The following is a 13,629-nucleotide window of genomic DNA, read 5'->3' on the forward strand; positions in this document are numbered from 1 at the left end:
ATGTCTGAGCTGTCCGTTCCCGCCGGAGAAGTCCGCGCCCCGGCGATCCCGCTGTACGACATCGTCCCGTACGCGATCTTCTTCGCGCTGATCGCGGCGCTGCTGTTCTACTTCGTCGGCGCCGAGGAGGGCGCGACGTCGATCGTGAAGGGCATGACCCTGCACGAGTGGGTCCACGACGGGCGCCACCTCCTCGGTTTCCCCTGCCACTGATGGACGGCTCGAGAACCGTCCGCGGACTGCTGATCCGCGGCATGCTCGCCGGCCTCGCGGCCGGCCTGCTGGCGTTCGTCTTCGCGAAGGTCTTCGGCGAGCCGCAGGTGGACAAGGCGATCGCCTTCGAGGAGGCGCACAGCCCGCCCTCGACCGAGGCCCCGCTGGTCAGCCGCGGCATGCAGTCGACGCTCGGGCTGCTGACCGGCACGGTCGTCTACGCGAGCGCGCTCGGCGGCGTCTTCGCGCTCGTGTTCGCGGCCGCGTACGGCCGCATCGGCAAGGCGAACCCGCGGACCACGGCGGCCGTGCTGGCGCTCGCCGGCTTCGTCGTGATCTTCCTCGTGCCGTTCACGAAGTACCCGTCGAACCCGCCCGCCGTCGGCAACGACGACACGATCGGCTACCGCACGAAGATCTTCTTCGTGATGATCGCGATCAGCGTCGCCGCAGCGATCGCCGCCTTCCGGCTGGGCCGGGACTTCGTGCGCCGGTTCGGTGCCTGGAACGGGGTGCTCGCCGCGGTCGGCGCGTTCATCGTGCTCGTGGCGGTCGGCGAGGTGCTGATGCCGGCGCTCGACGAGATCCCGCAGGGCTTCCCGACGAGCGTGATCTGGCATTTCCGCGTCGCCACGCTCGGCATCCAGGCCGTGATCTGGACGACGCTCGGCCTGGTCTTCGGCGCGGCCGCGCAGCGGTTCCTCGCCCCGGCGCCCCAGCGCGTCCCGGCCACCCGGGCGGCCGTCACCGCCTGAGCAGGTAGGTGTCGAACATCCAGCCCTTGCGCGTGCGGGCCTCGGCTCGCACGCGCACGATCTCGTCGGCGACCTCGGACAACCTGCCGGAGATCAGGATCTCGTCCGGCGTGCCGAGGTACGCGCCCCAGTAGATCTCCCACTCGCCGTCGAGTGCCGTGAACGCCAGCTTGGAGTCCAGCATCACGACGACGTCGCGGGCGTCGTCCGGCAGCCCCGCCGCGACCCGCCGGCCGGTCGTCACCAGCACGTCCCCGGCGACGCGATTCAAGACCAGCCGATGCCGGGCGGCGAGCGCTGAAACGGCGCTGATCCCCGGGATGACCTCGTACGCGACGCCGAGCCGCTCGAGGATGTCGATCATGCCGTCGTACAGCGACGGATCGCCCCACACGAGGAACGCGCCGACGCCCGTCTCCTCCGCGAGCAACCCCGAGACCAGCCGCGCCCGCTCTGCCCGCCACGCCTCGACGTCACGCCCGCGCGGCGGGTCGGCGGCGGCGACCATGCGCACCGGCTCGTGCACGTACCGCTCCACGATCTCCCGCCGCAGCGCGACGAGATCCTCCTGCTCGGCGGCCTTCTCGAGCACAAAGAAGACGTCGACGGTGTTCAAAGCGTTGACCGCCTGGACGGTGACGTATTCGGGATCGCCGGCGCCGATGCCGATCAGTAGGACCTTCTCCATATGAAGGTGCTGATCCTAGGCGGGACCACGGAGGCACGGGCACTCGCCGAGGCGCTCCACGCCCGCGGCGACGACGTCACGACCTCGCTCGCGGGAAGAACGACCCCGCGCGCGCTTCCCGGCACGACGCGCATCGGCAGCTCCGACCTCAGCGGCTTCGACGCCGTCGTCGACGCCACGCATCCCTTCGCCACCCGCATCTCCGAGAAGGCCGCCGGCGCGCTCCGCCTCGAACGCCCGGGCTGGGAGCCGCACGCCGGCGACATCTGGGTCGAGAGCACCGAGGCCGCCGCGCGCGAATGTCGGGGCCACCGCGTCCTCCTCACCACGGGCCACACGGACCTGCAGGTCTTCGAGCCCGTCGACGCCTGGTTCCTCGTCAGGGCGATCACGCCACCGAACACCCACCACCAGGTCGTCCTCGATCGCGGCCCGTTCACGCTGCAAGGCGAGCGCGAGCTCCTCGATACCCACGCGATCGACCTGCTGGTCACGAAGGACAGCGGCGGCCCCGCCCCCAAGCTCCAAGCCGCGCGCGAACGCGGCATCCCGATCGTGATCGTCAAGCGCCCGCGACCACGCCCACCGGACGCCGTCGCGACCGTCGACGAGGCGCTCAGTCGACTACATCGATGACCTGGTGCATCGCGAGCGGGTGCAGGTAACAGAACAGCTCGTACCGACCCGTGCGCGTGAACTGGGTCGTGAACGTCTGCCCACCCGAAAGCGTCGGGCTGCCCGTCAGCACCGGGCCGCTCGCGAACGTGACGTTGTGCGCGATCTCGTCGTCGAAGCTCCACGTGAGCTTGGAGTCGCGCTTGATCTGCACGTACGGCGGGTCGAACGCGTTGTCCTTCAGCGCGACCGTCGCCGGGTTGCCGAGCGTCGACAGCGGCCACGGCAGATCGGTGATCTCGCGCGTGTGACCATCCGCGCCCAGCTCGTTCAGCGGCACCGAGACGTCCGGCGGGTCGAGGCGCACCGGCTCGTCCTTGACGAGTTCCTGGGCGTCGGCGGGCAGCGGCGCGCAGTCCTGCGTCGCCGGCGCGGCGTGCTTGGCGAGGTAGACGTGCATGATCGACATCACCCGCGTGTGCGGCTTGGACGAGTCGTAGAGCCCGGTCAGCTTCAGCGTCTCCCCACGGCGGACCTGGATGCCCGTCTTCGAGAGGAAGTAGCGCGTGTCGACCGGGCCCGGCTCGTGCAGGACGGGGCGCGCCGTGTAGTAGAGGTTGTCCGGCATGCCATAGCGCGGCGCGGTGTCCAGCAGCCGCCGGCCGCCGCACGCCTGCTGCGTGAGGAACATGTCCTTGGCCCCGCCGTGCAGGTGGCCGCCGACGGCGACGATCCGCGCGTCGAACGGCACCTTCCAGTCGAAGGACCGCGTGTCCGTCGCGCCCGGCCCGTCGTCGCCCCACACCGGGTAGCTGACGGCGTCACCACAGCCGTTGGCGCGGACCCACAGCGGGATCACCGGCTCGAGCTTCACCCCGGTCTCCACGGTGACCGTGTACTCCACCCGCACGCGCACCGATCGCTGGCTGTGGCTCATCAGCATCGCGTTCATCTTCCAGCGGTCGCCCTTGGCCACCGGGTAGCCGTAGCCGGGCGGAAGACGCAGCTGCTCGTCCTCCTCGCCGGTGCCGTAGAACGCCTCCTGCGTCTTGCCCGCGCACACGGACTGCGACTCGGGCGCGCCGCGGCGATAGAAGACGGTGTGGTGGAGCATCACGTCGCGGATCGTCACCACCTTCCCGCGCGTGTCGACGAGCCGGGCCTCCATCCCGACGACGTAGCCGTCGAGCTTGGGCGCGGGCACGAAGAGCTTCGGGAACGCGACGTTGTAGCCGCCCATCGCGACCGGCGCCGAGCGCAGCACGAGCGTCTTGCGGGCGGCCTGCGCGGCTGCCGGCAGCGCTGCCGCCAGTACGCCTGCAAGGATCAGCAGCGATGCGGCTCGGCGGAACATCGCGCGTACCCTACGGATCCGGCCGGAGGGCAATCGTAATCGCGATGACCATCCTCGCGATGCTCGCGATGGCGTCTGAAGCGGGAGGTACACCACGCTGCTTCGGCGCTTCGGCGCGCGCCGAAGGCAAGCCGTGCAACAACCCGGCGCTGCGGCTCTCCGTCACGCCCACGCCCGACGAGGCGCTGCTCGAGCCCAGCGCGCCCTGCTCGCCCGTGCGCTCGGAAGTCCCACCGTCGCGCTGCCTGTTCGGCGTCGCCAAGGCGAGAGCGACCGCCACCGTCGCGCTCGTCGGCGACAGCCACGCCGTGCACTGGCGCGCGGCGCTCGAGCACGTCTACCGCGTCCACCGCTGGCGCGGGGTCACGCTGTATCGCTCGCAATGCCCGTTCACCGCCGCCCGCACGAGCCTCCCGGGGGAGGACGGCACGGGCTGCGAGCAGTTCAAGACGGACACGCTCGCGTATCTGCGCGCGCACCCCGAGATCAGCACGATCTTCGTCTCGGGCAACACCGGCGCGGGTGTCGTCGTGCCCGCCGGGCAGAACCGCTTCGAGGTCAAGACGGCCGGATACATGACGGCGTGGGACGGGCTGCCGGCGTCGATCCAGCACGTGATCGTCCTGCGCGACCCGCCGCACAACCGCCAGACCACCGCGGCCTGCGTGCAGCGAGCGATCGACCGGCGTAAACCCGCCGGGACGACGTGTCAGGTACCGATCACGACCGCGCTCGCGCCCGACCCGGCGCTGGAAGCGGCCAAGCGGATGAGCTCCCCGCGCGTGGAGGCGATCGACCTGACGCCTTACATGTGCGACAGCGCCGACTGCTTCCCGGTCATCGGCGGCGCGCTCGTGCACAAGGACGTCGGGCACATCAGCGCGACGTTCTCCACCACGCTCGGTCCCTATCTGCTCAGCGAGTTGGACGCGCGCATGGCACAGTGGTGACCGATGCACCTCGAAACACTGCTCGCCGAACTGTGCGCCGTTCCCGCGCCCTCGGGCGCTGAATCCGAGCTCGCCGACCTCCTGCAGGACCGCTGGGGGCCGCGCTGTGCCGAGGTACGCCGCGACAGCATCGGCAACGTCATCGCCCGCGTCGGCGGGAGCGGTCCGCGCGTCCTGCTGCAGGCGCACATGGACCAGGTCGGCTACGTCGTGCGCCACATCACCGAGGACGGCTTCCTGCTGCTGGACACCGCGCAGGGCGATCGTCGCACCGGGCCGGAGCGCCGGCATCCGGTCGGGCAGCCCGTCCGCGTGCTCGCCCGCGACGGCTCCTGGCTCGACGGCCTGCTCGCGGCCTCCAGCGGCCACGTGCTGACCGCCAAGCAGCGCGACCAGCACGAATTGAGCTTCAACGACTTCTGGGTCGAGCTGGGGGTGAGCAGCCGCGACGCGCTGCTCGACGCCGGCGTCCACGTCGGCTCGCCCGCGATCTTCTCCGCGCCGACGCGCCGCGTCGGCGAGCTGCTGATCGGCCCCGCGATGGACAACCGCGTCGGACTGGCGCTGATGGACGCGCTGATCGACACCCCCGAGCTCGCGTGCGAGCTGTGGCTGATCGCCACCACGCAGGAGGAGAACGGCCTGCACGGCGCGCGGGCGCTCGCGCGCGAACAGCGCTTCGAAGCCGCGATCGCGCTGGACGTCGGCCTCGCCGGTGACATCCCCGCGGTCGAGGAGCGCGAGTACGGCACCAAGCTCGGCGCCGGCCCGATCGTCGTCCACCGCGACACCGGGTACATCTACGACCGCACGCTCTCCCAGTACCTGATCACGCTGGCGCGCGCCAACGGGCTCCCGGTGCAGGACGGGCTGTTCGCGGGCTACGGCTCGGACGGGCTGGCACTGGCCGAGTCCGGCTCGCCGACGTCGCTGGTGACCGTCGCGACCCGCTACACCCACACGGCCTTCGAGACGATCCATCCCGCCGATCTCGAGAGCACGGCCGCGCTGCTGCGGCTGCTGGTCACCAACCCGCTCCCGGCTCGCCGCACATGAGCGTCGAGGCGGACAAGCGCGCCGCCGCCGAGTTCGCCGCGCAGTTGGTCGAGGACGGGATGCGGGTCGGCCTGGGGACGGGCTCGACCGTCGCGCCGCTGCTCCCTGCGCTCGCCGCGCGCGGGCTGACGTTGCGCTGCGTCTCGACCTCACCCGCCACGGAAGCGCTCGCGCGGCAGGTGGGCCTCGCCGTCGAGCCCTTCGACGAGTTCACCGATCTCGACATCGCGATCGACGGCGCCGACCAGATCGGCCCCGGGCCGTGGCTGGTCAAGGGCGGCGGGCGGGCGCACACGCGCGAGAAGATCGTCGCCGCCGCGGCCGCTCGCTTCGTGGTGATCGCGTCGGGCGAGAAGGTCGTCGAGCGCATCCACGAGCCCGTGCCGGTGGAGCTTTTGGCCTACGGGGCGAGCGCGACGCTGCGGCGCCTGCGCAACGTCGTCCTACGCCCGGGTCCGCTGAGCCCCGACAACGGCGTGATCGCCGATTGGACCGGCGCGGTCGAGGACCCCGCCACGCTGGCGGCGCTGCTCGACGCCGAGCCGGGAGTGGTCGCTCACGGGCTCTTCGGCCCGGAGCTGATCACCGACATCGTCGTGTCGACCGCCGGGGCGGTCGATCACCGCGTCATCGCCGGCCGGTGAAGAAGAGCACGAGCGCGACGATCGCCAGCGCGAAGATGATCGGGTGGATGATCACGCCGCCGGCGATGGCGATGATCAGCAGGATGATGGCGAGGATCAGAAGCATGACCTCGCCCTACCCACGACGCCGTTCGCTCAGGCAGACGTCCTCATCTTCACGCCCGAATGTGTCTTAGGGACTGAAAGTCAACTGCGCCGAGTGGGGGAGGGGGGAGTGGCGCGCCCTTCGGGTCTGCCACGCCGCCGTCCGCTGCGCGGCTCGGCTCTGTTGGCTCGAATTGCCGCGCCGGGATACCGACAGTTACGGGCCACGGAGACGGAAAGCGTGCCCCGCACACGCCTTGTCCCGGTCGCCGTGGTCGACCGTGCGCGTTTGCCGGTCCGATCTCGATTTTCGATCAGGTTCGCACTGTTCGATGTGGCGCATTAATGGGGGTGCGGAACTAGAGCTGCCCGACGGGCAGCTCTCGTTACACACCCCCTCGCCGCCGGTGGAGCGGCGAGCGTGAGAACGCCCTTTCTGTCCCCCCTCCCCACCCGGCGCCGTTGACGTTCGGCCCTCGAGAGGACCGCTGAGCATTTCCCTACGCGGCGAGCGCGAACGTGTCGCTGTCGTCGAGGCTGCGCCAGAGCGCGGCGATCGCGTAGGAGCTGTAGGGCCGCCACGTTTCCGGCTCAGCGGTGCCGCCGGCACGGGATAGCGCCCGTGCGAGGCGATCGCAGTCCTCGAGGTACGCGTCGGGATCGCCGAGGGCGCGCATCGCGATGTAGTTGGCGATCCAGGGGCCGATGCCGGGAATCGCGAGCAGCGCTCGCACCTCGTCGTCCACCGCCGAGCCGGCGTCGAGATACAGGCCCTGGCGCGCGAGGTCGCGGATGGCGTGCGCGCGGCGGGCGTCGACGCCGAACGTCGCCGGGTCCGCCTCGGCCAGCGCGCTCGGCGTGGGGAAGCGGTGGGTGACGGTGGGCGTGGGATCCTGCAGTGGGGCGCCGTAGCGACGGACCAGCCGCGCGGTGCTGGTGCGGGCGAACTCGTACTCGTTCTCGCGCCGGATGATCGTCCGCACGGCGAGCTCGAAGCCGTCGACCGCACCCGCGATCCGGATGCCGGGCGCGCGCCGGACGAGGTCGCCGACGACGGGCAGGCGGGCGAGGTGGGTGTGGATCGCCTGCGGGTCGGCGTCGAGGTCGAAGAGCCGGCGGCAGCGGGCGACGGCGGCGCTGAGGTCCCGGAGGTCGTCGAGCTTGAGCTCGCAGATCAGCGCGTCGCGCTTGGGGGTGAGCGTGACGAGGCCGCCGCCGTTCTCGAGCGCGACCGCCCGCGTGTACGCGCCGCGCTGGACGTGCTCGAGGCCGGGCACCTCGTGGCGGGCGAGGAAGCGCACGACGGCCGCGCCGTCGAACGGGGCCTTCGCCGGCAGGCGCAGGCGGATGCCGGTCGCGGGGCGCGGCCCGGTGCGCAGGGCTGCGGGCGTGGTGCCGTAGATCCGGCGCATCGTGTCGTTGAACTGGCGGACCGAGCCGAAGCCCGCCGCCAGGGCGATCTCGCCCAGCGTGAGGTCGGCGGAGTCGATCAGTAACCGGGCGGATTGGGCGCGCTGCGCGCGGGCGAGCGCGATCGCACCGGCGCCCAGCTCGGCGACGAGGATCCGGTGCAGCTGGCGCTCGCTGTAGCCGAGGCGGCGTGCGAGGCCCGGCACGCCGGCACGGTCGACGAGGCCGTCGGCGATCAGGGCCAGTGCGCGGCGCGCGACGTCGGCGTGCATCCTCAGAACAGTGGCAGCTGGGGCGGCGCGGCAGAAGGGGCCGCTTCGGCCTCGAAACGCTCGCGGATCCGCGTCTCCCACGTCCGGCCGCGCGGCTTGACGAGCTCCAGCAGCCGCCGCTGCTCGTCGCGCCGCATCTCCGACCCGGTGCCGTACAGCGCGTCGTAGCGCTCGACCAGCTCGGGTCGTGTGGCGCGCAGCCACCGCAGGAAGACGTCCTTGGTGCTCCCGCGCAGGTGCAGCGGGAGCGCGTCGATGCTCTCCGCGCCCGCGGCGAGCGCCGCGCCGACGATCTCGTCGATCTGCTCCGGCGAGTCATTGATGCCGGGCATGAGCGGCGCGATCACGACACCCACGTCGAGCCCCGCCTCGGCGAGTTGCGTGAGCGCGTTCAGCCGCGCCCGCGGGCTCGGCGTGCGCGGCTCGGACTCCCGCCACGCGCGCTCGTCGATCGTCGGCACCGAGAGGTACGCGGTGAACTGCGTGCGCTCGGCGATCTGGAGCATCAGATCGATGTCGCGGGTCAGCAGCGGGGACTTGGTGAGGACGCTGCAAGGGTTGGCGTGGTCGCGCAGCGCTTGCCAGATCCCGCGCATCAGCTCGTAGCGGCCCTCGACCCACTGGTACGGATCGGTGTTGGTGCCGAGCGCGACGTGCTCACGCTTCCACGACGGCCGCGACAGCTCCGCCCGGAGCACCTCCGGCACGTTGACCTTGACGACGATCTCGCGCTCGAAGTCCGCCCCCGCGTCGAACCCGAGGAACTCGTGGGTGGGGCGGGCGAAGCAGTACGCGCAGGCGTGGGTGCAGCCGCGATACGGGTTGATCGTCCAGCCCCACGGCATCCTCGCCGGCACCTTGTTCAGCGCCGACTTGGCATGCACCTCGTAGAAGCGGGTGTGCAGCGCCTCGGGCGCGTCGAGCGTGCGCACCACCGCCGCATCGCGGTAGCCGGGCAGCCGCCGCTCGGCTTCCTCACTCGTCGTCTGGGCACTCCACCGCATCTACTGAGCGAACAACGCGTCGTAGCGCCCAACCGTGAGGAGCTCGGTGGTGATCCGCTCGACCAGCCGCAGACACGCGTCGTACGGCGCGTTGCCGACGCTCACCCGCCGCACGCCGAGCGCCTCCAGCTCGGCGACGGGCGGCGTGCCCGCACCCGCGTAGGCGTTCAGCGGCCCGTCGAGCCCGGCGACGACGGCCGCGAAGTCGCTGATTCCGGGCGCGAACACGCAGTCCGCGCCGGCCGCGAGGTAGGCGTTCCCGCGCGCGACCGCGAGCGCATTCGGATCGCCGTCGGCCAGCCACGTGTCAACCCGCGCGTTGATGACCAGCGACGTGCCCGCGACCGCGCGGATCGCGGCGATGTTCGCGCACGCCTCCTCGACGCTGAGCAGTCCGCTCCCGCCATACCGCGCGTCTTCGAGGTTGAGCCCGATCACGCCGAGCCCCAGCAACCGCTCGGCGGTGCCCGCGGCGTCGCCGTACCCGGCCTCGATGTCGGCCGTCACCCCGACGTCGACCGCATCCACGATCCGCTTGATCGCGGCCAGCATCTCGTCGCGCCCGATCCGCTCACCGTCGGCGTACCCGAGCCCGTTCGCGATCCCCGCGCTGCTCGTCCCGATGGCGACCGGCCGACGGCGCGCGATCACCTTCGCGCTCCCGGCGTCGAACGCGTTCGGGATCACGACGATCGGCCCGGACCGGTGCCGGGCGGCGAACTCCTCTGCCTTCATGCCTCAAGCGTTGCGCGCCGCGCGCCCGCTGTCTGGCGGTTTTCGGTCATCGTGCAGTAGGTTTCCGCGTCCCTTGAGGACCGCACTGATCACCGGCGCCGGAACCGGCATCGGCGCGAGCACCGCGCTCGCGCTCGCCGCCGACGGCATGAAGGTCGCGCTCGTCGGTCGCCGCGCTGAACCGCTGCAAGAGGTCGCGGCACAGATCGGCGAGCACGCCGTCGTCGTCACCGGCGACATCGCCACCGACGCGTCCCGCATCGTCGAGGAGGCGGTGGCGGCGCTCGGAGACACGCTGCACGTCGTGGTCAACAACGCCGGCTCGATCCGCCGCAACGTGCGCCTGCACGAGATCGAGATCGAGACGTGGCACCAGCAGATCGCGGTGAATCTCACCGGTCATTTTCTGATCCTGCACGCCGCGCTCCCGCACCTGCTCGCCAGCGAGGGCGACCGCTCGATCGTCAACGTCGGCTCGACGCTCGCGCACAAGGTCGTGCCCGGGATCGCGGCCTACGCGGCGGCGAAGGGCGGGCTCGTCTCGCTCACCCGCGCGCTCGCCGTCGAGTACGGGCCCGACGGCATCCGCGCCAACGCGGTGATGCCCGCCGTCGTCAAGACGGCCCTGGCCCACCACGAGCGCCCGGACTTCCACGAACGCCAGGACGACATGGCCCGCGCCTACCCGCTCAAGCGCCTCGGCGAGGCCGAAGACGTGGCCGCCGCCATCGCCTGGCTCGCGTCCGAGCGCGCAGGCTGGATCACCGGCACGATCACCGAGATCGACGGCGGGTTCAGCGTCACCTGAGCGCTTCAAGCGTCCCGCGGTAGGCCGGTTCGAGCTCACCCGCGGCGTCCTCGCCCAGCTCGATCCGCCGCGCGATCTCCGAGAGCCGCACGGCCCCGACCGTCTCGGCGCTGCCCCGCAGCTTGTGGGCGAGCTTGCGCGCCGCTTCCCCGTCACCACGCGAGACGGCGTCGCGCAGTTCCTCGAGCAGCCCCGGCGTCGTCCGCGCGAACGCCTCGACCACCCGCTCCAGCAGCGCGGCGCTCACGTTGCGCAAGCCGCGCACGCGCGCGTCGTCGAGCATCCCGCCGTTCGGCGCGACGGCCGCCGGACGCGGGAGCCAGCGCTCGATCACCGGGTCCAGATCCTCGCTGCGCAGCGGCTTGCTGAGGTAGTCGTCCATGCCCGCCGCCAGGCAGCGCTCGCGGTCGCCGGCGAACGCGTGGGCGGTCATCGCGACGATCGGGATGTGCTGCCCGTAGGCCTCGCCGGCGCGGATCCGTGCGGTCGCCGCATAGCCGTCGAGGTTGGGCATCTGGCAGTCCATGAAGATCGCGTCATGGCGCTCCGGATCGACCCGCGCGACCGCCTCGAGCCCGTCCGAGACGAGCTCGACCTGGATACCGCGCCGCGCGAGCAGCGTCTCGATCACGATCTGGTTGACCGGGTTGTCCTCCGCAACGAGCACACACCCGCGACCGCCGGCCGGTGGCTCGACGGCTTCTGCGGCCTCGGGCTCGGCGCCCGTCAAGACCTCCGCGAGCGTCTCGAGCAGTGCCGCGCGGCGCACGGGCTTGGTCAGCGAGCGGTCGACGTCCGGCGACGCCGTCTCTCCCGCCGAGGTGAGCATCACGAGCCGGCTCGATCGCAACGCGGGCGCCTCGCGGATCGCCCGCGCCACCTCGGCGCCGCTGAGCTCGGGCATCTCGGAGTCCAGCAGGACGAGCGCGTACGGCCGGTCCGCGCTCGCCGCCGCCTCCATCAGCGCCAGCGCCTGTGCCCCGTCGGCGGCGGCGTCGCACACCGCCACCCGCCCACGCAGGTAGACCTGCACGATCTCGCGGTTGGCGGCGTTGTCGTCGACGACCAGGACCCGCGTCGCGGCGGGAATGACGACCCGCGAGCGCCGGCTGGAGCGCTTCGCGTCGACCACCTCGAACGGGATCTGCACGTGGAACGCGCTGCCGAGGCCCGGCTCGGATTCCGCGGTCAGCTCACCGCCCATGATCGACACCAGGCGGCGCGAGATCGCCAGCCCGAGGCCGGTGCCGCCGAAGCGCCGGGTCGTCGACGTGTCGGCCTGGGTGAAGGGCTCGAAGAGCTGCGCGAGCTGCGCCGGGGCGATGCCGATGCCGGTGTCGCCGACGTGCACGCGCAGCGCGGCGTGGCCGTCGTCCGGCCGCTCGGCCTCGACGCGCACCGACACCTCGCCGAGCGCGGTGAACTTGATCGCGTTCGCCAGCAGGTTCGTGAGCACCTGGCGCAGGCGGTGCTCGTCGCCCCCCAACGTTCCTGGCACCGAGTCGTCGATCAGCAGCGTCAGCTCGACGCCCTTGGCCTGCGCCTGCGGCGCGAGCATCGCGCAGGTGGATTCGATCAGGTCGCGCGGGTCGAACGGGCGCCGCTCGAGCTCCAGCTTGCCCGCTTCGATCTTCGAGAAGTCGAGCACGTCGTTGATCACGCCCAGCAGCGCGTCGCCGGACGCGACGGCGGTCTCGATCAGCGCCCGCTGCTCGTCGCTGAGCGGCGTGTCCTCGAGCAGTTCGAGCATGCCGATCACGCCGTTCAAAGGGGTGCGGATCTCGTGGCTCATGTTGGCCACGAAGTCCGACTTCGCCTGCGACGCCGCGCGCGCCTCGGCCAGGGCCCGGTTGCGCTCGGAGATGTCGGTGGCGATCGAGCCGATCGCGTAGATCTCGCCCGCGGCGTCGCGCAGCGGGAACTTGACCACGAGTGCGGTGGCGCCCCTGAACTCGCGCTCGTACTCGAGCGCTTCGCCGGTCTCCCAGACCTGCGTGTCGGTGACGCGGGCGCGCCCGGCGACCTCGGGCCCGAACAGCTCCGCGTCGGTCAGCCCGGTCCCGTCCGTCCCGGCCGACGCCACCCACGCGCGGTTGACGAGCAGATAGCGTCCGTCGCGATCCTTGACCGCGATCCGGGTGGTCGTGTGGAAGAGGATGCTCTCGAGCCGATCGGTCGAGATCCGCAGCGCCTCGGCGGCGCGCCGCTGCTCGGTGACGTCGGTGCCGATCGCGACGAGGTGGGCGATGGCGCCGCCCTCGTCGACCAGGCAGGTCACCGACCACGAGACCAGGCGCTCCTCCCCGGAGGCGGTGATGAGGCCGTGCTCGTAGTGGCGCGGGAACTCGTCGGCGACCGCGGCGGCCAGCTCGGCGCGCACCGCCTCCACGGTCTCGGGCGGCATCAGCGCGTCGATCAGCGAGCGGCCGAGCATGTCGCCCGCGGCGAACCCGGTGACGACCTCGGCGGCGCGATTGAAGCGCTCGATCCGGGCGTTTCGGTCGGTGACGACGACCAGGCTGCCGGCGGTGTCGAGGACCGCCGCGCTGAAGTCGCGCTCGGCGCGCACCTGGCCCAGCAGACGCTGGATCGTCAGCCCGGCGAGCGCCGACACGATGAAGACCATCAGGGCGTTGCGAGGTGTCAAGGCGTAGCGGTCGCCACCGATCACCGCCCACGGCAAGAGCAGCACGACGACGATTGCGCCGAGCGTGATCAGGAGTTGGCGCCGGGTCCCGTACAGCGCCAACCAGACGATCGGCAGGATCACCAGCGGCAGGAAGCCTGCCGGGCCGTCACCGGCCTGGCGCATCAGGCCGACGATGCAGAGGTACGCGAGCGAGAGCCAGAGCGGGGCAGAGCTGCTGTCGCGGACCGCGCCGATCGTCGCCGCGCCGAGCAGCGCGACCGTGAGCAAGCACGCGATCCCGAACAGCACCGGGTCGAGGCTCGGGCCCGGCAGCAGCGCCGCGATCGGCCCGCCCACGACCGCGAGCCCGAAGGCGAGGCGCGTCCTGCCGCTGGCCTCGCGCGCGCCCATC

14 protein-coding genes are annotated in these 13,629 nt (G+C 71.8%); 7 read left to right on the forward strand and 7 right to left on the reverse strand.

From position 1 onward, the window contains the following. Together OM076_RS19640 and OM076_RS19645 are read left to right on the forward strand one after the other, a co-directional pair. On the forward strand, positions 1-213 hold the full coding sequence (locus tag OM076_RS19640) for a CbtB domain-containing protein (RefSeq protein ID WP_270041753.1): 213 nt from the start codon (positions 1-3) through the stop codon (positions 211-213). Then, positions 213-968 carry a CbtA family protein gene (locus OM076_RS19645; protein WP_270041754.1) on the forward strand — a complete coding sequence of 252 codons (756 nt, stop codon included), beginning with the start codon at positions 213-215 and terminating at the stop codon, positions 966-968. Before OM076_RS19640 ends, OM076_RS19645 begins: the two co-directional genes overlap by 1 nt. Here OM076_RS19645 and cobF read toward each other — a convergent pair. Next, complete coding sequence (gene cobF / locus OM076_RS19650; RefSeq protein WP_270041755.1) at positions 958-1,656, reverse strand: precorrin-6A synthase (deacetylating); 699 nt, start codon at positions 1,654-1,656, stop codon at positions 958-960. The two genes, OM076_RS19645 and cobF, sit on opposite strands and share 11 nt — an antisense overlap. On the opposite strand from cobF, the gene OM076_RS19655 reads away from it, so the two are divergent. Next, positions 1,657-2,292, forward strand: a complete 636-nt coding sequence (locus tag OM076_RS19655) for a precorrin-6A/cobalt-precorrin-6A reductase (RefSeq protein WP_270041756.1) — start codon at positions 1,657-1,659, stop codon at positions 2,290-2,292. On the opposite strand, the gene OM076_RS19660 is transcribed toward OM076_RS19655, so the two are convergent. Continuing rightward, the gene (locus tag OM076_RS19660) at positions 2,273-3,625 is read right to left on the reverse strand and encodes a cupredoxin domain-containing protein (protein WP_270041757.1); all 1,353 of its coding nucleotides are present in this window, start codon (positions 3,623-3,625) and stop codon (positions 2,273-2,275) included. The two genes, OM076_RS19655 and OM076_RS19660, sit on opposite strands and share 20 nt — an antisense overlap. A gap of 44 nt (positions 3,626-3,669) precedes the next feature. On the opposite strand from OM076_RS19660, the gene OM076_RS19665 reads away from it, so the two are divergent. Genes OM076_RS19665 through rpiA form a run of 3 tightly spaced genes read left to right on the forward strand, consistent with a single transcriptional unit; the run spans position 3,670 to position 6,275 of the window. Then, positions 3,670-4,575, forward strand: coding sequence for an SGNH hydrolase domain-containing protein (locus tag OM076_RS19665; protein WP_270041758.1), 906 nt, complete (start codon positions 3,670-3,672; stop codon positions 4,573-4,575). 3 nt (positions 4,576-4,578) lie between these two features. Continuing rightward, positions 4,579-5,631, forward strand: coding sequence for a M42 family metallopeptidase (locus OM076_RS19670; protein WP_270041759.1), 1,053 nt, complete (start codon positions 4,579-4,581; stop codon positions 5,629-5,631). Then, entirely contained in the window at positions 5,628-6,275 is a 648-nt protein-coding gene (gene rpiA, locus OM076_RS19675) for a ribose 5-phosphate isomerase A (RefSeq protein WP_270041760.1), read from the forward strand. The genes OM076_RS19670 and rpiA overlap by 4 nt, the downstream gene beginning before the upstream one ends. On the opposite strand, the gene OM076_RS19680 is transcribed toward rpiA, so the two are convergent. From OM076_RS19680 to OM076_RS19695, 4 genes are all read right to left on the reverse strand, one after another. Further along, positions 6,259-6,381 (reverse strand): hypothetical protein, encoded by a 123-nt coding sequence (locus OM076_RS19680; protein WP_270041761.1) that lies wholly within the window; start codon positions 6,379-6,381, stop codon positions 6,259-6,261. The genes rpiA and OM076_RS19680 overlap by 17 nt on opposite strands. A 478-nt stretch (positions 6,382-6,859) precedes the next feature. After that, on the reverse strand, positions 6,860-8,041 hold the full coding sequence (locus OM076_RS19685; RefSeq protein ID WP_270041762.1) for a DNA-3-methyladenine glycosylase 2: 1,182 nt from the start codon (positions 8,039-8,041) through the stop codon (positions 6,860-6,862). Between the two features lie 2 nt (positions 8,042-8,043). After that, positions 8,044-9,045, reverse strand: coding sequence for a radical SAM protein (locus OM076_RS19690; protein ID WP_270041763.1), 1,002 nt, complete (start codon positions 9,043-9,045; stop codon positions 8,044-8,046). Next, positions 9,046-9,780, reverse strand: a complete 735-nt coding sequence (locus tag OM076_RS19695; RefSeq protein WP_270041764.1) for an isocitrate lyase/PEP mutase family protein — start codon at positions 9,778-9,780, stop codon at positions 9,046-9,048. A 73-nt stretch (positions 9,781-9,853) separates the two neighbouring features. Here OM076_RS19695 and OM076_RS19700 point away from each other — a divergent pair, with 73 nt between their 5' ends. Further along, positions 9,854-10,588, forward strand: a complete 735-nt coding sequence (locus tag OM076_RS19700) for an SDR family NAD(P)-dependent oxidoreductase (protein ID WP_270041765.1) — start codon at positions 9,854-9,856, stop codon at positions 10,586-10,588. Here OM076_RS19700 and OM076_RS19705 read toward each other — a convergent pair. After that, positions 10,581-13,628 carry a hybrid sensor histidine kinase/response regulator gene (locus OM076_RS19705; RefSeq protein ID WP_270041766.1) on the reverse strand — a complete coding sequence of 1,016 codons (3,048 nt, stop codon included), beginning with the start codon at positions 13,626-13,628 and terminating at the stop codon, positions 10,581-10,583. The two genes, OM076_RS19700 and OM076_RS19705, sit on opposite strands and share 8 nt — an antisense overlap. Between the last annotated feature and the right edge of the window lies 1 nt (position 13,629).

It is taken from the genome of Solirubrobacter ginsenosidimutans (assembly GCF_027587205.1).